This window comes from Streptomyces sp. NPDC111628, assembly GCF_055635195.1.
Window position 1 is genome coordinate 620,463 of the sequence record NZ_JBVKBZ010000005.1, and the last position, 26,113, is coordinate 646,575.

The window sequence follows — 26,113 nt, forward strand, 5'->3', positions numbered from 1 at the left end:
GAGACGCGGGGCGCGGCCGAGGGGGCCGCGCCGAAGGGGGAAAGACCATGACCGGAACGATCACGCACGACCCGCCGCCCACCGCCGGAGGGCGGCAGAGCGGACCCCTGATCGTCACCGAGGACACGGAGCTCCTCGACGACCTGCTGCGCCTGTGCGCGGCCGCGGGTGCCACGCCGGAGGTGCACCATTCGGTACCCGTGACGCCGCCTTCGCCTCCTCCGATGCCTTCGGCGCTGACTGCGGCGGCTTCCTCGGCGTCGCCCGCACCCCCGGCGGCCGGGAGGCGGACCGGATGGGAGACCGCGCCCCTGGTCCTCGTCGGGGACGACGCGGCGCGGCGGGTCCGGGGAGCGGTGCGGAGACGGGGAGTGGTCCTCGTGGGCCGTGACCAGGACGACTCGGGGATCTGGCAGCGGGCCGTCGAGATCGGCGCCGACCACGTTCTGATGCTGCCCGACGGTGAGCAGTGGCTGGTCGACCGCATCGCCGACGTCGCCGAGGGCGTCGGCCGTCCGGCCCTCACCGTCGGCGTCATCGGCGGCCGGGGCGGCGCCGGAGCGTCCACACTGGCCTGCGCGCTCGCCGTCACCTCCGCGCGGGAGGGGCTGCGCAGTCTCCTGGTGGACGCCGATCCCCTGGGCGGCGGCCTCGACGTCCTCCTCGGCGGCGAGACGGCCGAGGGACTGAGGTGGCCGGCATTCGCGGCCTCGCGAGGGCGGGTCGGCGGCGGCGCCCTGGAGGAGTCGCTGCCCCGGCTGCATTCGCTACGGGTGCTCAGCTGGGACCGGGGCGACTGCGTCGCGGTACCGCCGCAGGCCGTTCGCGCGGTGCTCGCGGCGGCCCGGCGAAGGGGCGGCACGGTCGTCGTCGACCTGCCCCGCCGGATCGACGACGGGGTCGCCGAGGTCCTCGCACAGCTCGACATCGGGCTCCTCGTCGTCCCCGCCGAGCTGCGGGCCGTCGCGGCGGCGGGCCGGGTGGCGGCCGCGGCGGGCATGGTTCTGCGCGACCTCCGGGTCGCGGTGCGCGGACCCTACGGCTCCGGACTCGACGACCGTGAAGTGGCCCGGCTCCTCGGCCTTCCCCTGGCCGGCGAAGTGCCGGTCGAGTCCGGCCTGCTGCGGGCCACGGAGAGCAGACGCCCCCCGGGCACACCCACCCGCGGCCCGCTGGCGCGCTTCTGCCGGGGCTTCTGGGAACGGGCGCTGGCGGAGACGGACGGGCGGGGCGGGAGCGGCTCGTGAGGGGCGTGACCGGGTCGGTGGTGAGTGGTGGAAGGGGGGTCGAGATCGACATGTCGGCTGCGGTGGAGCAGGTCGGAATTCAGGGGAAGCCCGCGGGGGCGGCTGAGGGGGAGGGAACGGGCCGTCGGGCTCTTGGGACCCAAGGGACACCTGACGGACTGAACACGCGGGCGGTTCCGGGCTGGGTGGTCCGGCAGTCCGACGGAACGCCTACGGCAACGGCGCCGGCTTCAGGGCCGGCGCGGACGCAGGCGCAGGGCTCCCTGCGGTCTCCGGCGCCCGTCGCGCAGAACGGCCTCGGTGCCGCCCCCGGGATGCTCGACGGGGTGCGGCGGTGGCTCGCCGCGAGCGGGGCGGAGCCGACGCCCGCGCGAGTGGCGCAGGCACTGCGGGAGCAGGGGCGGGTGCTCGGGGACGCCGAGATCCTCGGTGCCGCAGAGCAGCTCAGGTCGGAACTGGTCGGCAGCGGACCACTCGAGCCGCTGCTCGCCGACCCCTCGGTGACCGACGTGCTGGTGTCCGCCCCGGACCGGGTCTGGGTGGACCGGGGCGGCGGCCTGGAGCTGGCGCCGGTTTCCTTCCGTGACGCGGCGGCGGTGCGGCGGCTCGCGCAGCGCCTCGCGACCGTCGCTGGGCGCCGGCTCGACGACGCACGGCCCTGGGTGGACGCCAGGCTGCCCGACGGCACCCGGCTGCACGCGGTGCTGCCACCGGTCGCCGTCGACTGCACCTGCCTCGCACTGCGGGTGGTACGGCCACGCGCCTTCACCCTCGACGAGTTGGCGGCGGCGGGCACCGTGCCGCCCGGCGGTGACCGCGTGCTGCGCGCCCTGCTGCGGGCCCGGCTGTCCTTCCTCGTCAGCGGCGGTACCGGCAGTGGCAAGACGACGCTGCTCAGCGCCCTGCTCGGACTGGTCGGACCGGACGAGCGCATCGTGCTGGCCGAGGACTCGGCGGAACTGCGACCCGACCATCCGCACGTCGTCCGTCTGGAGACCAGACCGGCGAATCAGGAGGGTGCCGGTCTGGTCACCCTGGAGGACCTGGTGCGCCAGGCGCTGCGCATGCGGCCGGACCGGCTGGTCGTGGGTGAGGTGCGAGGTCCCGAAGTGGTCCATCTGCTCGCCGCGTTGAACACGGGCCACGAAGGCGGGTGCGGGACGGTGCACGCCAATGCCGCCGCCGACGTACCGGCGCGGTTGGAGGCGCTCGGCACGACCGCGGGCCTGAACCGTGCGGCTCTGCACAGCCAGCTCGCGGCGGCCCTCTCGGTGGTCCTCCACCTGGTCCGTGACCGCGCGGGACGGCGCCGGATCGCCGAGGTGCACGTACTGGAGCGGGACCCGTCGGGGCTGGTGCGGACGGTACCGGCGCTGCGATGGGGCGCGGAGGCCTTCGTGGCCGAACGCGGTTGGCAGCGGCTGCGGGAGCTGTTGCGCGGCACGGGAATCGACGAGCGGGCGGTCGGACGGGAGGCGCGGAGGTGATGAGCATGACGGTGACCGGCACTCCGGTGACGGGCATGCCGGGGACGGGCGAGCTGTCGACGGGCGCGATCCTGGTGTGCCTGGGAGCAGCCGCCTGGTTGGCAGGAGGGTGGCACTCAGGCGTACGGCGAGCGCGGACGGTGCTCGCCGAAGGGCGGACGCGCGCGACCGGTGGGCCGAGTGGGAGTGACGGCTCTGGTGGGACGCGCGCTGCCGGGCCGCCCGCGGCGCGTCGGATGACGGACGGGTTACGGCGTCTGAGGGGCCGGCTGAGGCCCGAGTGGTGGTCACTGGCCGCCGGCCTGTTGCTGGCGATCCTGGGCACCTCGGTGCTGCCGGTCGTCGCGGGGGCGGCCGGAGTGCCGGTGCTGCGGCGGACGCGGCTGGCCGGTCGGGAGCGGCGGGCCAGGGAGCGTCGGCAGGACGAGGTGATCGCCCTGTGCGGGACGCTCGCCGGGGAGGTGCGGGCGGGGCGGCAACCGGGCGATGCGCTCCTGTGCGCCGCGCACGACTCCGGCGGGCTCGGTGAGGCGCAGGCGGCGGTGCTTGCGGCGGCCCGGTTCGGCGGGGACGTCCCCGGCGCGCTGGCGTGGGCGGCCGGGCAGCCCGGCGCCGAGGGACTGCGCGGGCTCGCGGCGTGCTGGCGGGTCGCGGTCGACCAGGGCGCGGGGCTCGCGGCCGGTCTCGACCGGCTGGAGGGCGCGCTGCGCGCCGAGCGCGACCAGCGCTCGGACCTGCGCGCCCAATTGGCCGGCGCCCGGGCCACCGCCGTGATGCTCGCCGGCCTTCCGGTCCTGGGTCTCCTGCTCGGCGTCGCTCTCGGGTCCGATCCCCTGCACGTGCTGCTGCACACCGGTGCCGGGGTGGGCTGTCTGCTGGCAGGCGGGGTTCTGGAGAGCCTGGGCGTGTGGTGGGTGACGCGGATCGTGCGCGGAGCGGAGGCGACTTCGTGAACGGCGACGTTGTCCACAGGCTGGGCGCAGCCATGGCGATGGTGCTGGTCGTCGGCTGGCTGACGCGGGGCCTCGGAGCCGCGCGGCGGGGCCGGGCGCTGCGCAGGCGGCTCGGGGGCCTACTGGCACCGCGGCCGGCGCCGGTCCGCTGTGCCGCGCGACGCGCCGAAGCGCTGAGCACCCTGCGCCCGTGGCTGCCGCTGGCCGGCACGGTGGGCGCCGGTTGGGCCCTGGTCGGCGGTGTGGTCGGGGTCCTGGTGGGGCTGGTGGGCGCGGTCGCACTGTGGCGTTGGAGTGCCCGGCGTTCGGCCGCGGGCACGGAGGCGGCGGAGGTTGCTGCCGCCCAAGCCGCCCGCCAACTGCCTTTGGCGGCCGATCTGCTGGCGGCCTGCATCGCGGCGGGCGCGAGTCCGGTGGCGGCGGCGCGGGCGGTCGGCGAGGCCCTGGGCGGACCGGTCGGGGGCGCGCTGGGGCACGGTGCCGCGGAGGTGCGCCTCGGCGGCGAACCGGATGGTGCCTGGCGGGGGTTGGCCGCCGTCCCGGGGGCCGTGCCGCTGGCGCGGCTGCTGGAGCGGGCCGAGGTGTCCGGCCTGCCCGCGGCGGGCCCGGTCGCCCGCCTGGCCGCCCAGGCCCGTGCCGACTGGGCCCGCACCACGACGGTCCGGGCCCGTCGAGCGGCCGTCATGGTCACCGCGCCGGTGGGGCTGTGCTTTCTGCCCGCGTTCATCGCGGTGGGCGTACTGCCGGTGGTCATCGGACTGGCCGGCGGGGTGCTGGGTCGCGGGGGAGGTGGTGGCTGACGGATCGGGGCGTCGGACGAGCAGCGGTCGAGCAACGGATGAGCAAGCGAGCAACGGAATCGAGCCTTACGGGGGTTGCGATGTATCAGATGGTGCGGGCACGGCTGGGTGCCCTGGTGGGCGGAGTACTCGGGGCGGTGCGCCGGCAGGCCGCGCGACGGGACACCGGAATGGTCACCTCCGAGTACGCGATGGGGATCGTCGCGGCGGTCGCCTTCGCCGTGGTCCTGTACAAGGTCGTCACGAGCGGCACGGTCAGCGCGGAGTTGCAGGGCATCGTGAAGGGGGCTCTCAATGCGCGGATGTGAAAGGGCGGTGAGAGCCGGGACACCGGTCCGCGGTGCGTGCGGACGCCGCCTGCGCGGCGCACCGGACGCCGGGGCGAGCACGGGGCCGGACAGCGGATTCGTGACGGCGGAGGCCGCCGTGGTGCTTCCCGTGCTGGTGGTGTTCGCGATGGCGCTGGTGTGGGGGCTGCTCGTGGTGGCCGCTCAGATCCAGTGCGTGGACGCGGCCCGGGCGGGGGCCCGCGCGGCGGCACGGCAGGACCCGGAAGACGCGGTCGTGGAGCTCGCCCGTGCGGCGGCACCACGCGGCGCGCGGGTCACGGTGAGCCGGGAGGCGGGTTTGGTCCGTGTGGTCGTGGTGGCCGAGCCACCGGCTCTGCACGGCCTGCCGTTCGAAGTACGGGAGGAAGCCGTGGCTTCGGTGGAGCAGACGGTGGGGACGGAGCCGACGGCGGCGGAACCGGCGAGGGCCGAAAGGTGAGGGACCGAACGGGTGGGGGTCGAGCCTTGAGGGGCCGAACCGGTGGAGGCGGAGCCGTGAGGGGCGGAACCGGTGAGGACGGCGCCGCGAGGGACGGTGCCGGTGGAAGCCGAGCCATGAATACCTCCGACCAGGGGTCGGCGACCGTGTGGAGTGTTGCCGCCATCGCCGTTCTGTGTTTCGTGTTCGGCATCGTGCTGGCCCTGGGGCAGGCCGTCGTCGCCCGGCACCGCGCGGCGGGCGGCGCCGATCTGGCGGCGCTCGCCGCGGCGGACGACTGGGCGCAGGGCGCCACCGCGGCCTGCGAAAGGGCGGGGCGGGTCGCGCGGGCGCAGGAGGTGCGGTTGGTGCGCTGCGTGCTCACCGGGCAGATCTCGGACGTGACGGCGGCGTCGGGCAGAGGGCCGTTCACGGTGGAGGTCCGGGCGAGGGCGGGCCCCGCCCCGTTCGAAGCGCCCGCGCCCGCACCGCCCCCGCCCTCCGCACGGCCCCTCCCGCCTACCCCGGCTGGCCCGCCTGTCCTGCCTCCGCCGCCCCCCGCAGCAGCACCGTGAGGAGCCGTACCGCTCCCCGCTTGTGCAGCGGATCGTTGCCGTTGCCGCACTTGGGGGACTGGATGCAGGACGGACAGCCCGCGTCGCACTCGCACGAGGCGATGGCTTCGCGCGTTGCGGTGAGCCAGTCGCGGGCCGTGTGGAAGGCCCGCTCGGCGAAGCCCGCGCCGCCGGGGTGGCCGTCGTACACGAAGACCGTCGGCAGCAGCGTGTCCGGGTGCAGGGGGACCGACACGCCGCCGATGTCCCAGCGGTCGCAGGTCGCGAACAGGGGCAGCATGCCGATCGACGCGTGTTCGGCGGCGTGCAGGGCCCCGCCGAGGATCTCCGGGTTGATCCGGGCCGTGTCCAACTGGTCCTCGGTGACCGTCCACCACACCGCGCGGGTGCGCAGCGTACGAGGAGGGAGGTCGAGCTTCGTCTCGCCCAGGACCTCGCCGGTGATCAGGCGCCGGCGCAGGAAGGAGACCACCTGGTTGGTGACCTCGACGGAGCCGTAGCAGAGGCGCCCGTCGCCCCAGGGGACCTCGACGTCGGTCTCCAGGACCGAGATCGCCGTGGTGTCGCGGGCCACCGTCGAGTAGGCGGGGGTGGCCTGCTCGACCAGCGCGACGGAGTCCTCCAGGTCCAGGGAGCGGACGAGGTACGTGCGCCCCTGGTGCAGGTGCACGGCGCCCTCGTGGACGGCCGTGTGGGCGGCACCGGCGTCCACGGTGCCCAGCAGCCGTCCCGTGCCCTCCTCGACGACCTGGACCGGACGTCCGCCCTCGCCGCGGATGTCCGTCAGGTCGGCGGCCCGCTCGCGGCGGGTCCAGTGCCAGGCCCGGGTCCGCCGGCGCAGCAGCTTCGCCGCCTCCAGCTGGGGCAGCAGCTCCTCGCAGGCGGGGCCGAAGAGCTTCAGGTCCTCCTCGGTCAGGGGCAGTTCCGCCGCCGCCGCGCACAGGTGGGGGGCGAGGACGTACGGGTTGTCCGGGTCGAGGACGGTGGACTCGACCGGCTGGTCGAAGAGGGCCTCCGGGTGGTGGACGAGGAAGGTGTCCAGCGGGTCGTCACGGGCGACCAGCACGGCCAGTGCCCCCTGTCCGGCCCGCCCCGCCCGGCCCGCCTGCTGCCACAGCGAGGCCCGCGTCCCCGGGTATCCGGCGATCACCACGGCGTCCAGGCCGGAGATGTCGAGGCCGAGTTCCAGGGCGTTCGTCGCCGCGAGGCCGAGGAGGTCGCCGGAGTGCAGGGCACGTTCCAGGGCACGGCGCTCCTCGGGGAGGTAACCGCCGCGGTACGCCGCCACGCGCCCGGCCAGGGAGCGGTCGACCTCGGCCAGACGTTCCTGAGCGATCACCGAGATCAGCTCCGCGCCACGCCGGGAGCGGACGAAGGTGATCGAGCGCATGCCCTGCACCGTGAGGTCGGTGAGCAGGTCGGCGGCTTCCGCGGTGGCCGTGCGGCGGACCGGTGCGCCCTTCTCGCCCTCCAGTTCGGTCAGCGGCGGCTCCCAGAGGGCGAACACCAGTTCACCACGGGGTGACGCGTCGTCGGCGACCTCGATCACCGGGAGTCCGGTGAGCCGGCGGGCCGCCACCGAGGGTTCGGCGGCGGTGGCGGAGGCGAGCAGGAACACGGGCGACGCGCCGTAGCGCGCACACAGTCTGCGCAGCCTGCGCAGCACCTGGGCGACGTGGGAGCCGAAGACGCCCCGGTAGGTGTGGCACTCGTCGATGACGACGTACTTCAGTGCCTTCAGGAACGACGACCAGCGGGGATGGGAGGGCAGGATGCCTCGGTGCAGCATGTCCGGGTTGGTCAGGACGTACGTTCCGTACTGGCGGATCCACTCGCGTTCCTCGAACGGCGTGTCGCCGTCGTAGACCGCGGCCCGCACGGAAGTCCCGAGAGGTTGTGAAAGTTCCTTCACCGACCGGCACTGGTCGGCCGCCAGCGCCTTGGTGGGGGCCAGGTAGAGGGTCGTGGCGCCGCGCCCGTTGGGCGCCTCGGAGCCGTCCACGAGGGTCGACAGGACGGGCACCAGATAGGCCAGGGACTTGCCCGACGCGGTGCCGGTGGCGACGACCACCGAGTCCCCGTCCAGGGCGTGCTCGGCCACGCGTGCCTGGTGGGCCCAGGGGTGTTCGATGCCCGCGGCCCGTAGCGCCGCCAGGACCTCCGGCCGAATCCGGTCCGGCCAGACGGCATGACGGCCCGCACGCGGGGGCAAGTGCTCCGTATGAGTGATGCGCGCAGCCCGGCTCGGTCCCGCGGCGAGCCGGTCCAGGAGCATGCCCGGTTCCGGCCGGGAGCCGGGCTCCGCCGGGGATCGATCGGGTCGGTGATTCTTGGCCATCGGCACCGAGTCTGTCACTGGCGTGACGGACAATGGGACCAAGGCGTCGTGCACGCCTGCCGGTAAGTGATTGAATGCCATCGCGGCTGGCGAACCGTCCTGGGGGCTTCAAGCCGAGGTGTCCCGAGGGACGACCGCTCGATAGCAAGGTGCTGGAGGATCCGTGGACCTGTCCCTGTCGACCCGTACCGTCGGCGATCGTACGGTCGTCGAGGTCGGTGGCGAAATTGACGTATACACCGCGCCCAAGCTGCGTGAGCAGCTGGTCGAGCTCGTGAACGACGGGAGTTTCCACCTCGTCGTCGACATGGAGGGCGTGGACTTCCTCGACTCCACGGGGCTCGGCGTGCTGGTGGGTGGACTGAAGCGGGTGCGTGCCCATGAGGGCTCGCTGCGGCTGGTCTGCAACCAGGAGCGCATTCTCAAGATCTTCCGTATCACCGGCCTCACCAAGGTGTTCCCCATTCACACCTCGGTCGAGGAAGCGGTGGCGGCCACCGACTGACGACCGGTCCCGGGCCTCTTGGGGCCCGGGACAGCAAGTAGAACGAGGGGGGTCCGGGCTGTCGGCGGCCCGGACCCTCGAAAGCACGCCCGCAGTTCCGAGGGGGATGCATGGCCACCGTCGAACTCCGTTTCAGCGCGCTGCCCGAGCACGTCCGCACCGCCCGTCTGGTGGCGGCCGCGGTGGCGCGCAGGGCCGGAGTGGACGAGGCCGTCCTCGACGAGGTCAGGCTCGCCGTCGGCGAGGCCTGCACCCGAGCCGTGGGGCTGCATCAGCACGTCGGCATCACGGCGCCGGTCAAGGTGTCGCTGATCGAGGAGGAGAAGCAGTTCTCCATCGAGGTCGGTGACGAGGCGCCGCACGCGGTCCCCGGGGTCAAGACCTCGGGGGACGCCGCCGACGAGCTGGAGGCCGAGGAGGACGAGATGGGTCTCGCGGTCATCAGCGGACTCGTCGACGACGTGGAGGTCTCGGCGGGCGAGGACGGCGGACTCATCCGCATGACCTGGCCCACCGCGCCGGCGGTGCTGCCGCCGATCTGATCCCCCGCGTCACCCCGCCCGACTCACGCATTCACCCCTGTGTCACCCGGAGGGCCCCACCTGGTGGGGCCCTTTGCCGTGCCCGGACATACATTGGTGCCGTGCGGACGTTAAGTGAATTCATTCACGATCAATCGCACGGAAATTGATCACCGAGCCGTTCATGAAACGGATCATCGAGCGGATCGCGGCATTAATGCCGGAGGGCCATTACTACTTCCGGTCCCCTTGTGGTTGACAGAGCAATTCCTTTTGTCGTGCACTGTTTTGATCGGCTTCCGGTACCTACAATCCCGTCCACATCTTGAGCTCAGCCCAAGCGTCAAGGAGGACGAATGGCGGAGCTTCCTACCTCTCATCTCGCGGCCGCCGTGCTGACCGACGGAAACCGCGCCCTGGTCGCGGTCATCGCGGTCGTCGCACTGGCAGCACTGGTGCTCGCGGGTGTCCTGGTGCGCCAGGTGCTCGCGGCGGGCGAGGGAACCGACAGCATGAAGAAGATCGCGGCGGCCGTTCAGGAAGGCGCGAACGCCTACCTGGCCCGGCAGTTGCGCACGCTCGGCGTATTCGCCGTCGTCGTGTTCTTCCTGCTCATGCTGCTGCCCGCGGACGACTGGAATCAACGTGCCGGACGTTCGATCTTCTTCCTGATCGGCGCGGCGTTCTCGGCGGCCACCGGCTATATCGGCATGTGGCTCGCCGTGCGCAGCAATGTGCGCGTCGCCGCGGCGGCCCGGGAAGCGACACCGGCCCCCGGCGAACCGGAAAAGGATCTCACTCTCGTCTCGCACAAAGCGACGAAGATCGCGTTTCGCACGGGCGGCGTCGTCGGCATGTTCACGGTGGGGCTGGGCCTGCTGGGCGCCTGCTGCGTGGTGCTGGTGTACGCGGCCGACGCGCCGAAGGTCCTGGAGGGCTTCGGCCTCGGTGCCGCGCTGATCGCGATGTTCATGCGTGTCGGCGGCGGCATCTTCACCAAGGCCGCCGACGTCGGCGCCGACCTGGTCGGCAAGGTCGAGCAGGGAATCCCGGAGGACGATCCGCGCAATGCCGCGACCATCGCCGACAACGTGGGCGACAACGTCGGCGACTGCGCGGGCATGGCGGCCGACCTCTTCGAGTCGTACGCGGTCACCCTGGTGGCCGCGCTGATCCTCGGCAAGGTGGCCTTCGGCGACTCCGGGCTGGCGTTCCCGCTGCTGGTCCCGGCGATCGGCGTGCTCACGGCCATGATCGGCATCTTCGCGGTGGCGCCGCGGCGGTCCGACCGCAGCGGCATGAGCGCGATCAACCGGGGCTTCTTCATCTCCGCGGCGATCTCGCTGGTCCTTGTGGCGGTCGCCGTCTTCGTCTACCTGCCCGGCAAGTACGCCGACCTCGACGGTGTCACCGACGCGGCGATCGCGGGCAAGAGCGGCGACCCGCGGATCCTCGCGCTGGTCGCCGTCGCGATCGGCATCGTGCTCGCCGCCCTGATCCAGCAGCTCACCGGCTACTTCACCGAGACCACCAGGCGCCCCGTCAAGGACATCGGGAAGAGCTCGCTCACCGGTCCCGCCACCGTCGTCCTCGCCGGAATCTCGCTCGGCCTCGAATCCGCCGTCTACACCGCCCTGTTGATCGGCCTCGGCGTCTACGGGGCCTTCCTGCTCGGCGGCACGTCGATCATGCTGGCGCTGTTCGCGGTGGCGCTGGCCGGCACCGGTCTGCTCACCACGGTCGGTGTGATCGTCGCCATGGACACCTTCGGGCCGGTCTCCGACAACGCGCAGGGCATCGCCGAGATGTCCGGCGACGTCGAGGGCGCCGGCGCCCAGGTGCTCACCGACCTGGACGCCGTCGGCAACACCACCAAGGCCATCACCAAGGGCATCGCCATCGCCACCGCCGTACTGGCCGCCGCGGCCCTCTTCGGGTCGTACCGGGACGCCATCACCACCGGCGCGGCGGACGTGGGCGAGAAACTCAGCGGCGAGGGCGCGCCGATGAACCTGATGATGGACATCTCACAGCCCAACAACCTCGTCGGGCTCATCGCCGGCGCGGCGGTCGTCTTCCTCTTCTCGGGGCTGGCGATCAACGCGGTGTCGCGGTCGGCGGGCGCGGTGGTCTACGAGGTGCGGCGGCAGTTCCGGGAACGGCCCGGAATCATGGACTACAGCGAGAAACCCGAGTACGGCAAGGTCGTCGACATCTGCACCAGGGACGCCCTGCGGGAACTCGCCACGCCCGGACTCCTCGCCGTGATGGCGCCCATCTTCATCGGGTTCACGCTCGGTGTCGGCGCGCTCGGCGCGTTCCTGGCGGGCGCGATCGGCGCCGGGACACTGATGGCGGTGTTCCTCGCCAACTCCGGTGGTTCCTGGGACAACGCCAAGAAACTCGTCGAGGACGGCCACCACGGCGGCAAGGGCAGCGAGGCCCACGCCGCCACCGTCATCGGCGACACGGTCGGCGACCCGTTCAAGGACACCGCGGGTCCCGCGATCAACCCGCTGCTGAAGGTCATGAACCTGGTGGCGCTGCTCATCGCGCCGGCGGTCATCAAGTTCTCCTACGGAGCAGACAAGAGCGTCGGCGTACGGGTGCTGATCGCCGTCGTCGCGTTCGCCGTCATCGCGGCGGCCGTCTACGTGTCCAAGCGGCGCGGGATCGCCATGGGCGACGAGGACGACGCCGACCCGGAGCCCAAGTCGGCCGATCCGGCGGTGGTTTCGTAACCTCCGCCCTCCGGCCCACCCCACGCATCCGCTTCAGGCACCGCTCAAGGGACGGGCGGACGGCGCGTGTTGACGCGTCGTCCGCCCGTTTCGCGCCCGCGTGCGCCGTCGCACCGTGAGCCTTCTCTCTCTTGGTGCAAATGGCTTCAATACCGTCATAACGGATGTTCGTCCGGTCGATGTCCCCCATCCGGCGTGTATGTTCCGGGGCCGAGAGCCATGGAAGGGACCAATCCGGTGAACAAGAAGCTCGCGGCCGCACTGTCCGGCGGTGCGGTACTGGTACTGGCGCTGACGGGATGCAGCAGCAGCGACGACAACGAGAAGCTGGACTCCTGGGCCAAGGACGTCTGCGAGGGCGTGCAGCCGCAGGCCAAGAAGATCGAGGCGGCCAACGCGGCCATCCAGAAGGAGACCTCGGACAACAGCACTCCCGCCGAGGTCCAGAAGACCGACGCCAAGGCGTTCCAGGACATGTCCGACGCCTACAAGGCGATGGGCGCCACCGTCCAGAAGGCCGGCCCCCCGGACGTCGACGACGGCGAGAAGAAGCAGAAGGACGCGGTCACCGAGCTGAACGGCCTCTCCTCGTCGTACGCCTCCCTGCGCAAGCAGGTGGAGCAGCTCGACACCAAGGACCAGGCCAAGTTCGCCGACGGCCTCAAGGACATCGCCACCGAGCTGAACAAGCTCAGCAAGAGCGGCAGCAACGCGCTGAAGACCCTGGAGGAGGGCGACGTCGGCCAGGCGATGGCCAAGCAGCCCAGCTGCAAGTCGGCCTCGGTGACCCCGTCGGCCGCCGAGGGCTGACCGGGCCGGTCTCCCCACGCGGACGCGGGCCGGTCTCCCCACGCGGACGCGGGGCGCGGTGCGGACCGCAGGGCCACAATGGGGGTGTGAGTAACGCCAGCCTGTCCCCCCTGCCCTCCGCCGACCGCCCCGACGTCGCCACCCGGCTGCGGGACGCCCTGCTCGGGGCGTCCTTCACCGCCGACGGACTGCTGGAGCTGCTCGGCGCCCCCGCCTACGCGGCGCTGTCGCGCAGCGAGACCGTGCCCGCGCTCCGGGCGACCCGCGGCGACACGCCGCTGGAACTGCTCGTCCGGCTGTTCCTGCTCCAGCAACCCGTCCCCCACGCGCGCGTGGCGGACGTCCTGCCCGTCGACGCCTGCCTGGAGAGCGGCTGGCTCGACCGCGCGGGCGACGACGAGGTGGCGGCCACCGTGGACGTACGGCCCTACGGCGGGCCCGGCGGCGAGGACTGGTTCGTCGTCTCCGACCTCGGCTGCGCGGTCGGCGGCGCCGGCGGCATCGGCAACCACGCCGAGGGCGTCGTCCTCGGTGTCGGCGGCGCCTCCACGACCCTGGCTGGCCTCACCGTCCGTACGCCCGTCTCCGCCGCCCTCGACCTCGGCACCGGCTCCGGCATCCAGGCGCTGCACGCCGCCGCGCACGCCACGCGTGTGACGGCCACCGACGTCAACCCGCGCGCGCTGCACATCGCTGCGCTCACCCTGGCCCTGTCCGGTGCTCCGGCCGCCGACCTGCGCGAGGGCTCCCTCTACGAGCCGGTCGCCGACGACGAGACGTACGACCTGATCGTCTCCAACCCGCCGTTCGTGATCTCGCCCGGCGCCCGACTCACCTACCGCGACGGCGGGATGGGCGGGGACGATCTGTGCCGCTCGCTCGTTCAGCAGACGGGGGAGCGCCTGAACGAGGGCGGGTTCGCGCACTTCCTCGCCAACTGGCAGCACGTGGAGGGGGAGGACTGGACGGACCGGCTGCGCTCCTGGGTGCCGCGCGGCTGCGACGCCTGGATCGTGCAGCGCGAGGTGCAGGACGTCACCCAGTACGCCGAGCTGTGGCTGCGGGACGCGGGCGACCACCGCGGTGACCCGGCCGACTACCAGGCGCGGTACGACGCGTGGCTGGACGAGTTCGAGGCGCGCAAGGTCAAGGCCGTCGGCTTCGGCTGGATCACGCTGCGCCGGACCGGGGCCGCGGACCCCTCGGTCGTCGCCGAGGAATGGCCGCACCCGGTCGAGCAGCCGCTCGGCGAGACCGTGCGCGCCCACTTCGACCGCGTCGACTACCTCCGCTCCCACGACGACGCGGCCCTGCTGGAGGCGCACTTCACGCTGTCCGGCGAGGTCGTCCAGGAGCAGGTCGGGCTGCCCGGCGCCGAGGACCCGGAGCACGTCGTCCTGCGCCAGAACCGCGGCATGCGCCGGGCCACCCGGGTCGACACGGTCGGCGCCGGTTTCGCGGGCGTCTGCGACGGCACCATGAGCGCGGGCCGCATCCTGGACGCCATCGCCCAGCTGGTCGGCGAGGACCCGGTGGCCCTGCGCGACCGCACGCCCGCACAGATCCGGCTGCTGGTGGAGCAGGGCTTCCTCGAACCGGCGTAGGGCGGCCCGGTCGCCGGGCGTGGGTGCGCGCACCCATTTCTTTTTCCGCGACCGCCCGCGCCGCCCGCCCCACCCGGCGCACGGGGACCGGCCACGCCCGACGACACCCGGCGGATCCGTCGGCTCCCCGTTCACCTCGGGTTCGCCTGCCCGCCGCCCGCGCGTGACAGCCTCCCGGAGGCTGGACACGCGCGGGCTGGAGAAAAGGGGCACGGGGACCATGGAGAGCGGGCCGGCGATCTTCGCGGGAGTGGTGTTCGCCCTGTTCGGGGCCGGGCTGCTGGTGTGGACCACGACGCGGGTGCGGCACGGCCGGCCCGTCGCGCACGGTGTGAGCCCCGTCGCATCGGCGACCGTCGCGAGCATCGCCGCCGTGGTCGCGCTGGGCCTCGGGGCCTGGTGCCTGACCCAGGTGTGAGGAGCCGGTTCCGCACCCCGGCCGGGGCGTCGCCCGGGTAACCGGGGGATCGCGCTCCGGATACACGCGTCGGGACAGGTGAGCACTCCGGGCGGCAGGAACACGGTTCGTCGGGTTACCGTTCGAGTGGCCGTTGCGGGCTTTTCCCGTTTGACACGGGGGCGGGAGGTACCGTCACACTCCGCAGCGTCACGATCGAAACACAGAACGACCCGACCCGGGACCACGCCCTGGGAAGGCCCAGCGTCGACCGGAGAGAAGAGCGAAGTTGTCCCCGACCAGCGAGACCGCGAAGGGCGGCCGACGACTCGTCATCGTCGAGTCGCCTGCCAAGGCGAAGACGATCAAGGGCTATCTCGGCCCTGGCTACGTCGTCGAGGCGAGCGTCGGGCACATTCGCGACCTTCCCAGCGGCGCGGCGGAGGTGCCGGAGAAGTACACCGGCGAGGTCCGCCGCCTCGGTGTGGACGTCGAACACGACTTCCAGCCCATCTATGTGGTCAACGCCGACAAGAAGTCCCAGGTCAAGAAGCTCAAGGACCTGCTGAAGGACTCCGACGAACTCTTCCTCGCCACCGATGAGGACCGCGAGGGCGAGGCCATCGCCTGGCACCTCCAGGAAGTCCTCAAGCCGAAGATCCCGGTCAAGCGCATGGTGTTCCACGAGATCACCAAGGACGCGATCCGCGCCGCCGTCGCCAACCCGCGCGAGCTGAACCAGAAGCTGGTCGACGCCCAGGAGACCCGCCGCATCCTCGACCGTCTCTACGGCTACGAGGTCTCGCCGGTCCTGTGGAAGAAGGTCATGCCGCGCCTGTCGGCCGGCCGCGTCCAGTCCGTCGCCACCCGGCTCGTCGTCGAGCGGGAACGCGAGCGCATGGCGTTCCGCTCCGCCGAGTACTGGGACCTCACCGGCACCTTCGCGACCGGCCGCGCGGGAGACCAGTCGGATCCGTCGTCCCTGGTCGCCCGCCTCCAGACGGTCGACGGACGGCGGGTCGCGCAGGGCCGCGACTTCGACTCCCTGGGGCAGCTCAAGAGCGCGAACACCCTCCACCTCGACGAGGCGAACGCCCGCGCGCTCGCCGCCGCCCTGGAGAACACGCGCTTCGCCGTCCGCTCCGTCGAGTCCAAGCCGTACCGCCGCTCGCCGTACGCCCCGTTCCGTACGACGACGCTCCAGCAGGAGGCCTCGCGCAAGCTCGGCTTCGGTGCGAAGTCGACCATGCAGGTCGCCCAGAAGCTGTACGAGAACGGCTACATCACCTACATGCGTACGGACTCCACGACCCTGAGCGACACGGCGGTCTCCGCCGCCCGCGCCCAGGTGACGCAGCTGTACGGCGCCGACTACCTGCCGCCCCAGCCGCGCACGTACGCCGGCAAGGTCAAGAACGCGCAGGAGGCGCACGAGGCGATCCGCCCCTCCGGCGACCGCTTCCGCACGCCCGCCGAGACCGGTCTGACCGGCGACCAGTTCAAGCTGTACGAGCTGATCTGGAAGCGGACCGTCGCCTCCCAGATGAAGGACGCGACCGGCAACAGCGTCACGGTCAAGATCGGCGGCGCCGCCTCCGACGGCCGGGACGTCGAGTTCAGCGCCTCCGGCAAGACCATCACCTTCCACGGCTTCCTCAAGGCCTACGTCGAGGGCGCCGACGACCCGAACGCCGAGCTGGACGACCGCGAGCGCCGGCTGCCGCAGGTCGCCGAGGGCGACGCGCTGACGGCCGAGGAGATCACGGTCGACGGCCACGCCACCAAGCCCCCGGCCCGCTACACCGAGGCGTCGCTGGTCAAGGAGCTGGAAGAGCGCGAGATCGGCCGCCCGTCGACGTACGCGTCGATCATCGGCACCATCCTGGACCGCGGCTACGTCTTCAAGAAGGGCACGGCCCTCGTCCCGTCCTTCCTCTCCTTCGCCGTGGTCAACCTCCTGGAGAAGCACTTCGGGCGGCTCGTCGACTACGACTTCACCGCCAAGATGGAGGACGACCTCGACGCCATCGCCCGCGGCGAGGCCCAGTCCGTGCCGTGGCTGCGCCGCTTCTACTTCGGCGAGGGCGACGGCACGGGCGGCGGCGGCGCGGCCGACGCGGGCAACGGCGACGGCGACCACCTCGGCGGCCTCAAGGAACTGGTCACCGACCTCGGCGCGATCGACGCGCGCGAGGTGTCGTCCTTCCCCGTCGGCAACGACATCAAGCTGCGTGTCGGCCGCTACGGCCCCTACGTCGAGCGTGGCGAGAAGGACGCCGAGAACCACCAGCGCGCCGACGTCCCCGAGGACCTGGCCCCGGACGAGCTGTCCGTGGAACTGGCGGAGGAACTGCTCGCCAAGCCGAGCGGCGACTTCGAGCTGGGCACCGACCCGGCCACCGGCCACGCCATCGTCGCCAAGGACGGCCGCTACGGCCCGTACGTCACCGAGGTGCTCCCCGAGGGCACCCCGAAGACCGGCAAGAACGCCGTGAAGCCGCGGACCGCCTCGCTGTTCAAGTCGATGTCGCTGGACACGGTGACGCTCGACGACGCCCTGAGGCTCATGTCGCTGCCGCGGGTCGTCGGCACCGACGCGGAAGGCGTCGAGATCACCGCGCAGAACGGCCGCTACGGCCCGTACCTGAAGAAGGGCACGGACTCGCGGTCCCTCCAGACCGAGGACCAGCTCTTCGACATCACGCTGGAAGAGGCGCTGGCGATCTACGCCCAGCCCAAGCAGCGTGGCCGGGCCGCGGCCAAGCCGCCGCTGAAGGAGCTGGGCACGGACCCGGTCAGCGAGAAGCCGGTCGTGGTCAAGGACGGCCGCTTCGGCCCGTACGTCACCGACGGCGAGACCAACGCGACCCTGCGCTCCGGCGACAGCGTCGAGGAGATCACGCCCGAGCGGGGCTACGAGCTGCTCGCCGAGAAGCGTGCCAAGGCGCCCGCCAAGAAGACGGCGAAGAAGGCCGTGAAGAAGACGGCCGCCAAGAAGGCCCCGGCCAAGAAGGCGGCGGCGACCAAGAAGACGGCCGCCGCGAAGACCACGGCGGCCAAGAAGACCACCGCCAAGAGCACCGCGAAGAAGACGACCGCCAAGACGGCGGCGAAGAAGGCGACCGCGTCGAAGGCCTCGGAGGACTGAGCCCGGCTCGGGCCCGCCCGCTCCTCCCCACGCCTCCCCGCGCGCACTTCGCAAAACGAACGCCCCGGCATCATTTCGGTGTCGGGGCGCGCGTACGTTCGGCCGCGCACACCGGACTGTCGGTGGCGACCGATAGGCTGAACGCATGACGCGAGCCGAGCAGCCAACGGCCCCTCACCCGGCCCCGGACGACGCCCTGGTCGCGGACTCCCGCGAGCGCGCCGTCCGCGCCCTGCTGCGCCGTCCGCAGCTGAGGCGTTTGTGGAGCGCACATCTCGTGGGGGGTGTCGGCGACATCCTCGCCCTCCTGGTGCTGGTCCTCCTCGTGGTCCAGGCCGCGATCGGCGCGGGCTCCTTCGGCGGGGGCTACCGGGGCGTGGCGTTCGCAGTGGCGACCGTTTTCGGCGTCCGGATCCTGGCGACACTGCTCTTCGGCGCGGTCCTGCTCGGGCCCCTGACCTCCCTCACCTCGCAGGACGGCCCGCTCGACCGGCGCTGGACCATGGTGGGAGCCGACGGGCTGCGGGCCGCCCTGCTGATCGTCGCGCCCCTGTGGATCGACTGGACGCCCGACGACGCGCTCGCCTACCTCCTGGTGACCGCCTTCGTCACCGGAGTCGCCGAGCGCTTCTGGACGGTGTGCCGGGAGAGCGCGGCTCCCGCGCTGCTGCCCGCCCCGCCCCTGGAGGGCGCGACGGTACGGCCGCTGCCGGACCACATGGACGCGCTGCGCCGCCTGTCGCTGCGCACGAGCTTCGTCGCGATCCCCCTCGCGGCCGCCGTGCTGGTCGTCGCGGGGCTCCTGAACAACCTGCTGGGCGCCGGCGTCGACTGGTTCGCCGAGCACCAGGCGGCGCTCGGCTCCTACGTGGCGGCCGGCCTGTTCGCCGCGTCCCTGTCCGTGGTGAGCTTCCTGGAGCTGCCCGCGGTGCGCACCCCGCGCGCGCGGTCGCCGCTGGAGGGCATGCGCCGCCCCAAGAGCGGCGGCGGCGTCGACAAGGGCCGCACCGGAGCGCTCCCGCTGCTGGTGGTCGCCTGCGCCTCGGTCGCCGCGGTGGTGGCCGCCACGGTCGCCGTCGCCGTGCTGCACGCCAAGGACCTGGGCGGCGGCCCGGTGCTCTACGGCCTGGCCGTGGGCGCGCTGACCGGCGGCGTCGTCGTCGGCATCCGCACCGCGCCCGCCCTGCTGCCCTCCCTGTCCCGCCGACGGCTGCTCGCCCTGGCGATCGCCTTCGCCGGCGTCGCCCTGCTCGCCGCCGGTCTCGTCCCGGACGACACCACCGTGCTGCTGCTCCTCGTGCTGGCCGGGGTCGGCGCGGGCGTGGCCGCGAACACCGGGCACGCGCTGCTCGACCAGGAGACCGAGGACCACCGCCGGGCCCGGACCACCGAGCACCTGCACGCCGTCGTCCGGGTCTACGTGGCGCTCGGCGCGGTCGTCGGGCCGGTGCTGGCCGCGGCGATCGGACCGCACCGGCTGGAGAACGGCAGGTTCGTCTTCGCCCACGGCGGCGCCGCGTTCGTCCTGATGCTGCTCGGCGCGCTGCTGCTGCCGCTGGCCGCGCTGGTACTGGCCAAGGTCGACGACCGCTCCGGCGTGCCGCTGCGCCACGACCTGCGGGACGCGCTGCTCGGCGGCGACGACCCGGTGCCGACGCCTGCGGCGACCGGTTTCTTCATCGCCCTGGAAGGCGGCGACGGCGCCGGAAAGTCCACCCAGGCCGAGGCCCTCGCCGAGTGGATCCGCGGCAAGGGGCACGAGGTCGTGCTCACCCGCGAGCCCGGCGCGACCCCGGTCGGCAAGCGCCTGCGCTCCATCCTGCTGGACGTCTCCAGCGCCGGACTGTCGCACCGCGCGGAGGCGCTGCTGTACGCCGCCGACCGCGCGGAGCACGTCGACACCGTGGTGCGGCCCGCCCTGGAGCGCGGCGCCGTGGTCGTCTCCGACCGCTACATCGACTCCTCGGTCGCCTACCAGGGCGCAGGACGCGACCTGTCGCCGACCGAGATCGCCCGGATCAACCGCTGGGCCACCAACGGGCTCGTACCGCACCTGACCGTCCTGCTGGACGTGGCGCCGGAGGCCGCCCGCGAGCGGTTCACCGAGGCGCCGGACCGCCTCGAGTCGGAGCCCGCCGAGTTCCACGCGCGCGTGCGCTCCGGATTCCTCACCCTGGCCGCCGCCGACCCCGGGCGCTACCTCGTCGTGGACGCCGGTCAGGAGCCGGAAGCCGTCACCACCGTCGTACGCCACCGGCTCGACCAGGTGCTGCCGCTGTCCGAGGCCGAGATCGAGGCCCGGGAGGAGGCGCGCCGCAAGGCCGAGGAGGAAGCTCGCCGCAAGGCCGAGGAAGAGGCCGCGCGGAAGGCCGAGGAGGAGCGCCTGGAGCGCGAGCGCCTCGAGGAGGAGGCGCGGGTGCGCGCCGAGGAGGAGGAGCGCAAGCGCCGCGAGCTGGAGGAGGCGCAGCGGCGCGAGGCCGAGCGGCAGGCCGAGGAGGCCAGGCAGCGGGCCGAGGAAGCGCGCCGCAAGGCCGAGGAGGAGCGGGTCCGGCTTCTGGCCGAGGAGAAGGCGCGCGCCGAGGAGGAAGCACGGCTGCGGGCCGAGGAGGAACGGCGCCGTAAGCAGGCCGAGGAGGAGGAGCGGCTGCGGGCCGAGGCGGAGGCCCGGCGCCTGGAGAAGCAGCGCAAGGCCGAGGAGGCCCTGCTGCGCGCCGAGGAGGCACGCCGGGCGGCGGAGCAGGCGGCGGCAGCGGCCGCGGCCGGACCCAGGTCGGCGGCCCCCGCGGCGGCGGACGCACCCCGCCCGAAGCCGGCCGCTCCGGCTCCCAACGACGCGGCGACCGTGCCCACCCCGATCGTCACCCCGACCAACGCCTCCGGCGGGCCGGTGGAGGACACGGCGGTCCTGCGGCCGGTGCGGGACACGCCCGACGACGACCGTGCCGAGGACGCCGAGGACGGCACCGACGCCCGGAGCGCTCGCGGCGACGGCGGCCGGGCGTCCGGCGAGTCTGAGTCCGAGTCCGAGGTGACGACCGAGCTGCCCATGCCGCCGGTGCCGTCCGGCGCGGCCGACGAGACGGCGGTGCTTCCGGCGGTGGAGCCGCGGGATGCCGACGAGACGGCGGTTCTGCCGCCCGTGACGCCGCCGGGGGCCGCCGACGAGACGGCCGTCCTGCCGCCCGTACGCGAGGACGACCCCGCCGACCGGGTCCCGCCGGGCTACTTCCGGGAGGAGGGTCCGGCCGAAGAGGCCCAGGACCGCACGCGCGAGCTGCCCCAGATCGACCCCGACCAGGCACCGCCGTCCCGCAGGCGCCGCTCCGACTGGGCCGAGGAGACCCCGCTGGACGACCTGCCGACGCTGGCGGACGAGCTGCTCGGGCCGCACGACGAGGACGAGGGCGGCCGGGACGACGAGAGCCGCGGCGGCCGGGGCAGGGGCCGGGGACGACGCTGAGCACCGGAACCGCCGCGTTGTCAGTGCCGCCCCGCACAATGGAGGGCACGACGCGGATCAGCGCGGCGGCAGGTGTCACGGTTCGGTGTGACGGCTCGGTGTGAGGGCTTGGTGTGAGGGAAGGACGGCGTGACCCATGACCGTGTGGGACGACCTCGTCGGGCAGGAGAAGGTGTGCGAGCCGCTCGCCGCCGCTGCCCGGGACGCCGACGCCTTCGTCACCGCCGCCGCATCCGAGGGCCCGCTGCCGCAGTCGACGAGCATGACCCACGCCTGGCTGTTCACCGGCCCGCCCGGCTCCGGCGTGGCCCAGACGGCCCGGGCCTTCGCCGCCGCGCTGCAGTGCGTGAGCCCCGACCGCGCCCTCGGCGGCGTCCCCGGCTGCGGCTTCTGCGACGGATGCCACACGGCACTGGTCGGCACCCACGCGGACGTGAGCACCGTGGTCGCCATGGGCGCCGAGATCCGCGCCCAGGACATGCGGGACACCGTCCGCAAGTCGTTCACCTCACCCGCGAACGGCCGCTGGCAGATCATCCTCGTCGAGGAGGCCGAGCGGCTGAACGAGAAGTCGGCCAACGCCGTCCTGAAGGCCGTGGAGGAACCGGCGCCGCGGACCGTGTGGCTGCTGTGCGCCCCTTCCGTCGAGGACGTCCTGCCCACGATCCGCTCCCGCTGCCGCCACCTGAACCTCCGCACGCCCTCCGTCGACGCGGTCGCCGACATGCTCGTACGGCGCGAGGGCATCGAACCGGACGTCGCCGCCGCGGCGGCCCGCGCCACCCAGGGCCACATCGACCGCGCCCGCCGCCTGGCCACCGACAAAGCCGCCCGGGACCGCCGGGCCGCCGTGCTGAAGCTGCCGCTGCGGGTCGAGGACGTCGGCGGCGCCCTCAAGGCCGCCCAGGAGCTGGTCGATGCCGCGGCGGAGGACGCCAAGCAGCTCGCCGAGGAGATGGACGCCAAGGAGACCGAGGAACTGAAGGCGGCACTGGGCGCCGCCCAGGGCGGCCGGCTCCCGCGCGGCACGGCAGGTGTGATGAAGGACCTGGAGGCCGACCAGAAACGCCGCAAGGCGCGCACCCAGCGCAACAGCCTCGACCTCGCCCTCAGCGAGCTGACCGGCTTCTACCGCGACGTCCTCGCGCTCCAGCTCGGCTCTCGCGTGGCCATCGCCAACGCCGACGCGGAGGACGCCCTGGAGCGGCTCGCCCGCGGCAGCACACCCGAGTCCACACTGCGCCGGATCGAGGCGGTCGCCGCCTGCGGAGAGGCCCTGGACCGCAATGTGCCCCCGCTGCTGGCGGTGGAGGCGATGACGATGGCGCTCAGAACGGGCTGAGCCCGCCCGGGTCCGCGCACCCCGAGCGCCCGCGCCCCCCGGGCCCGCGCCGGAGCCACGACCGGTTGACGCCGTAACCCGTACGGGGCCACGCGTACCACGCACCGCAATGACACCGTCGCGGAGAGTTACGCTCGCTGAATGCACACAAGGCGCACTCACCGCAGGACCCGCACCGGCGGCACCCGTTTCCGGGCCACGCTGCTCGCCGCCGCGCTGCTCGCCACCGCCTGCTCGGCCGGGGGCGCGTCGACGTCCGCCGGATCCCCCGCGGCCGAGGCGGCAGGCTCGACGGAGGCGGCCACGGCGACCCTGACCCCCCTGCCGAAGGCCACGCCCGCGGGGCTGTCGCCGTACTACGAGCAGAAGCTCGGCTGGCGCGACTGCGGCGTCCCCGGCTTCCAGTGCGCCACCATGAAGGCCCCGCTCGACTACGCGAAGCCCACCGAGGGCGACGTCCGGCTCGCGGTGGCCCGCAAGAAGGCCACGGGACCGGGCAAGCGCCTCGGCTCGCTGCTGGTCAACCCGGGCGGACCGGGCGGCTCGGCGATCGGCTACCTCCAGCAGTACGCGGGCATCGGCTACCCGGCGAAGGTCCGCGCCCAGTACGACATGGTCGCGGTCGACCCCCGGGGCGTGGCCCGCAGCGAACCCGTCGAGTGCCTGGACGGCCGCGAGATGGACGCGTACACGCGCACCGACGTCACCCCGGACGACGCGGGCGAGACGGACGAGCTGGTCGACGCCTACAAGGAGTTCGCCGAGGGCTGCGGGACGGACGCGCCGAAGCTCCTGCGCCACGTCTCCACGGTCGAGGCGGCACGCGACATGGACGTACTGCGCGCGGTGCTGGGCGACGACAAGCTGACCTACGTCGGAGCGTCGTACGGCACCTTCCTGGGCGCGACCTACGCCGGCCTGTTCCCCGACCGGACGGGCCGCCTGGTCCTGGACGGCGCGATGGACCCCTCCCTGCCCGCCCGCCGTCTGAACCTGGAGCAGACGGAGGGCTTCGAGACGGCGTTCCAGTCCTTCGCGAAGGACTGCGTACGGCAGCCGGACTGCCCCCTCGGTGACAAGGACACCACCCCCGACCAGGTCGGCAAGAACCTGAAGTCCTTCTTCGACGACCTGGACGCGAAGCCCCTCCCCGCCGGGGACGCCGACGGCCGCAAGCTCACCGAGTCCCTCGCCACCACCGGCGTGATCGCGGCGATGTACGACGAGGGCGCCTGGCAGCAGCTGCGCGAGTCCCTGACCTCGGCGATCAAGGAGAAGGACGGCGCGGGCCTGCTGATCCTCTCCGACAGCTACTACGAGCGCGAGGCCGACGGCGGCTACAGCAACCTGATGTTCGCCAACGCCGCTGTCAACTGCCTCGACCTCCCCGCCGCCTTCTCCTCCCCGGACGAGGTGCGCGCCGCCCTCCCCGACTTCGAGAAGGCGTCCCCGGTCTTCGGCGAGGGCCTCGCCTGGTCCTCCCTGAACTGCGCGTACTGGCCGGTGAAGCCCACGGGGGAGCCGCACCGCATCGAGGCGGCCGGCGCCACCCCGATCGTCGTGGTCGGCACCACCCGTGACCCGGCCACCCCGTACCGCTGGGCCGAGGCCCTCTCCGACCAGCTCGCCTCCGGCCACCTCCTCACGTACGAGGGCGACGGCCACACCGCGTACGGCCGCGGCAGCTCCTGCATCGACTCCGCGATCAACACGTACCTGCTGACCGGCACCGCCCCGGAGGACGGCAAGCGCTGCTCGTAACCCCCGCCCCGCCCCGGAGTCCACGCCTCCGGGGCGGGTTCGGAGCACCCCGGGAAACTGTGTAGACTTACCGACGTTGCTGATCGCACCATGGGTGCACGGCGCGCCGCCTTAGCTCAGATGGCCAGAGCAACGCACTCGTAATGCGTAGGTCTCGGGTTCGAATCCCGAAGGCGGCTCCATCAAATCCCAGGTCACATAACCCGTGACCTGGGGTTTCTCGTTTTTCGTGGCATGCGACATCACGCGGCTTCGGTGCCGCGGGAGTGGTTGCGTGAGCGATGCGTGAGCGGACCGGCCCAGTAGGGGCCGGCTGCAGCACGCCGGTGGCAGGCAAACAGTAGGACCTGCTGAGCAGCGATGCATCACGCTTTCGATCCGTAAGAGTCTTCGGTCGCACGCCTCACGCTCGAGGTGGACGCCTGTGGTGAGAATTCCTAGGGCGACGAGTGCCGTCGGGCGTTAAGGGGCGCGATCGGGTGCTCGAAGATCCAATCTGCAGTTCTCTGATCGCAGCTCACGCAAGGCCGCAGCAGCCTAGAGTGGCGAAGCTGGGTAGATGAAACGTTGAGGAGTGAAGGCGCATTGGTGCGTTGCGTTTGCGGGGAGCAGGTAGGTGAGAATGACACTTTTTGTCGGGCCTGTGGTGTACGCACATCTATGGTCGGCTCACTGTGCGGAACGCTTGCCCGGCGGGCCGAGCTGACCTTCGAAGCTCTGGCTGCCGAACACCGTAAGGGCTGGCCATCGAGCGAAGTGACGCACACCGAGGAAAACCTCCGGGCCATCGATCGGGCACATGGAGACCGGGTGGCGATCCGTCCATTCACGAGCGATGACGAGCGCTCGAATGGGGCGGACTGGGAGTGGTGGTTTTATTCTGGGGTCGTGGGGTTTGGCATGCGAGTCCAAGCGAAGCGTGCCAATCGGAATGGCGGATACGACCTGCGGTATCGACCCGACGGCGATAGGTATCAGAATGATCTTTTGATCGAAGACGCCATGAAGGAGGGTTGCATCCCCGCCTACGTCTTCTACAACCACCTCAACTGGCCACAAATTCGGCCAGAAAAGCCGTGGTTGGGCTGCGACCACGGCCCCTTCACCGAAGGGCAGCTGGGATGCACCATAGCGTCGGCCCTGGTTGTCAAGCAGGCCCTTCGCGGAGCGCGCGTGAGCTCGCGATATGTGAAGCATCGCAGCCGTCCTTGGAATCGCATCCTTTGTGATGGGAGTGAATCCAGTGCGCCAAGCTTGGAAATTGCTTACGGGAGAGTGCTGAGTCTGCACCAGGCAGCTCTTGCGGAGCTTGAGGGGGAGGCGGAAATTTCGGAAGCTCCTTCAGCAGTGGCTAGGCGTCCGATCCGGTCTGCCATGTCAGAAAAGTCCAGCCGAGTTGATCGTCATCAGCGCGACGGCGAGGATGACCGTAGGCGGGCCGATTATGAGACGACTCGTGGTGCAGCGCCGCTTAGTTCAACTGAAGGTGACCTTCGCGGACAACTACGGGAAATGACGGATCGTCCAGTGGGCCGGCTTCCGTGGCGCGTGCGAGCCATGATCCGTGGTGCTGAGGGGGAACCGACCGATGAGCGAGTTGCAGGTGTGGTGCTAGTTAACCTCAGCTCCGCTGAGACCTGATGAGGTCTGTCCAGGGTCGTGGCTCGCGGGCATGCC

At 72.3% G+C, this 26,113-nt stretch carries 19 protein-coding genes and 1 tRNA gene; 19 read left to right on the forward strand and 1 reads right to left on the reverse strand.

Going from position 1 to position 26,113, the window contains the following annotated elements; all coding sequences use genetic code 11:
• The first annotated feature begins 47 nt into the window (after nt 1-47).
• From ssd to ACZ7MF_RS28755, 7 genes are all read left to right on the forward strand, one after another.
• Nucleotides 48-1,247, forward strand: a complete 1,200-nt coding sequence (gene ssd / locus ACZ7MF_RS28725; RefSeq protein ID WP_471480963.1) for a septum site-determining protein Ssd — start codon at nt 48-50, stop codon at nt 1,245-1,247.
• Nucleotides 1,248-1,561: 314 nt separating this feature from the next.
• Complete coding sequence (locus tag ACZ7MF_RS28730; RefSeq protein WP_471480965.1) at nt 1,562-2,734, forward strand: TadA family conjugal transfer-associated ATPase; 1,173 nt, start codon at nt 1,562-1,564, stop codon at nt 2,732-2,734.
• 35 nt (nt 2,735-2,769) lie between these two features.
• Nucleotides 2,770-3,687, forward strand: a complete 918-nt coding sequence (locus tag ACZ7MF_RS28735; protein WP_471481218.1) for a type II secretion system F family protein — start codon at nt 2,770-2,772, stop codon at nt 3,685-3,687.
• Complete coding sequence (locus ACZ7MF_RS28740; RefSeq protein ID WP_471480966.1) at nt 3,684-4,487, forward strand: type II secretion system F family protein; 804 nt, start codon at nt 3,684-3,686, stop codon at nt 4,485-4,487. Before ACZ7MF_RS28735 ends, ACZ7MF_RS28740 begins: the two co-directional genes overlap by 4 nt.
• Nucleotides 4,488-4,567: 80 nt before the next feature.
• The gene (locus ACZ7MF_RS28745) at nt 4,568-4,795 is read left to right on the forward strand and encodes a DUF4244 domain-containing protein (protein WP_356859694.1); all 228 of its coding nucleotides are present in this window, start codon (nt 4,568-4,570) and stop codon (nt 4,793-4,795) included.
• Complete coding sequence (locus ACZ7MF_RS28750) at nt 4,782-5,255, forward strand: TadE family type IV pilus minor pilin (RefSeq protein WP_471480968.1); 474 nt, start codon at nt 4,782-4,784, stop codon at nt 5,253-5,255. Before ACZ7MF_RS28745 ends, ACZ7MF_RS28750 begins: the two co-directional genes overlap by 14 nt.
• A 116-nt stretch (nt 5,256-5,371) precedes the next feature.
• Nucleotides 5,372-5,809 (forward strand): Rv3654c family TadE-like protein, encoded by a 438-nt coding sequence (locus ACZ7MF_RS28755; RefSeq protein WP_471480970.1) that lies wholly within the window; start codon nt 5,372-5,374, stop codon nt 5,807-5,809.
• On the opposite strand, the gene ACZ7MF_RS28760 is transcribed toward ACZ7MF_RS28755, so the two are convergent.
• Nucleotides 5,754-8,228, reverse strand: a complete 2,475-nt coding sequence (locus tag ACZ7MF_RS28760) for a DEAD/DEAH box helicase (protein WP_471480972.1) — start codon at nt 8,226-8,228, stop codon at nt 5,754-5,756. The genes ACZ7MF_RS28755 and ACZ7MF_RS28760 overlap by 56 nt on opposite strands.
• Nucleotides 8,229-8,310: 82 nt before the next feature.
• Here ACZ7MF_RS28760 and bldG point away from each other — a divergent pair, with 82 nt between their 5' ends.
• The 12 genes from bldG to ACZ7MF_RS28820 all read left to right on the forward strand — a co-directional run bounded on the left by bldG (nt 8,311) and on the right by ACZ7MF_RS28820 (nt 26,077).
• Nucleotides 8,311-8,652 carry an anti-sigma factor antagonist BldG gene (bldG, locus tag ACZ7MF_RS28765; protein ID WP_003975386.1) on the forward strand — a complete coding sequence of 114 codons (342 nt, stop codon included), beginning with the start codon at nt 8,311-8,313 and terminating at the stop codon, nt 8,650-8,652.
• Between the two features lie 110 nt (nt 8,653-8,762).
• The gene (locus ACZ7MF_RS28770; RefSeq protein WP_164419823.1) at nt 8,763-9,194 is read left to right on the forward strand and encodes an ATP-binding protein; all 432 of its coding nucleotides are present in this window, start codon (nt 8,763-8,765) and stop codon (nt 9,192-9,194) included.
• Nucleotides 9,195-9,529: 335 nt separating this feature from the next.
• A complete protein-coding gene (locus ACZ7MF_RS28775; protein ID WP_471480974.1) occupies nt 9,530-11,914 on the forward strand; it encodes a sodium-translocating pyrophosphatase in 2,385 nt (794 codons plus the stop codon).
• Nucleotides 11,915-12,133: 219 nt separating this feature from the next.
• Complete coding sequence (locus tag ACZ7MF_RS28780; RefSeq protein WP_361012159.1) at nt 12,134-12,724, forward strand: small secreted protein; 591 nt, start codon at nt 12,134-12,136, stop codon at nt 12,722-12,724.
• Nucleotides 12,725-12,810: 86 nt separating this feature from the next.
• On the forward strand, nt 12,811-14,328 hold the full coding sequence (locus ACZ7MF_RS28785; RefSeq protein ID WP_471480976.1) for a DUF7059 domain-containing protein: 1,518 nt from the start codon (nt 12,811-12,813) through the stop codon (nt 14,326-14,328).
• Between the two features lie 220 nt (nt 14,329-14,548).
• On the forward strand, nt 14,549-14,746 hold the full coding sequence (locus ACZ7MF_RS28790; protein WP_471480978.1) for a hypothetical protein: 198 nt from the start codon (nt 14,549-14,551) through the stop codon (nt 14,744-14,746).
• A 268-nt stretch (nt 14,747-15,014) separates the two neighbouring features.
• Nucleotides 15,015-17,873 (forward strand): type I DNA topoisomerase, encoded by a 2,859-nt coding sequence (gene topA / locus ACZ7MF_RS28795; RefSeq protein WP_471480980.1) that lies wholly within the window; start codon nt 15,015-15,017, stop codon nt 17,871-17,873.
• A 145-nt stretch (nt 17,874-18,018) separates the two neighbouring features.
• Nucleotides 18,019-21,333: a dTMP kinase gene (gene tmk / locus ACZ7MF_RS28800; protein WP_471480982.1), complete on the forward strand. Its 3,315-nt coding sequence runs from the start codon at nt 18,019-18,021 to the stop codon at nt 21,331-21,333.
• Between the two features lie 136 nt (nt 21,334-21,469).
• A complete protein-coding gene (locus ACZ7MF_RS28805) occupies nt 21,470-22,675 on the forward strand; it encodes a DNA polymerase III subunit delta' (protein WP_356859674.1) in 1,206 nt (401 codons plus the stop codon).
• Between the two features lie 141 nt (nt 22,676-22,816).
• Complete coding sequence (locus tag ACZ7MF_RS28810; protein ID WP_471480985.1) at nt 22,817-24,436, forward strand: alpha/beta hydrolase; 1,620 nt, start codon at nt 22,817-22,819, stop codon at nt 24,434-24,436.
• Between the two features lie 105 nt (nt 24,437-24,541).
• Nucleotides 24,542-24,618: transfer RNA gene (locus tag ACZ7MF_RS28815), tRNA-Thr, on the forward strand.
• 478 nt (nt 24,619-25,096) lie between these two features.
• A complete protein-coding gene (locus ACZ7MF_RS28820) occupies nt 25,097-26,077 on the forward strand; it encodes a DUF6615 family protein (protein ID WP_356715573.1) in 981 nt (326 codons plus the stop codon).
• The last annotated feature ends 36 nt before the right edge of the window (nt 26,078-26,113 follow it).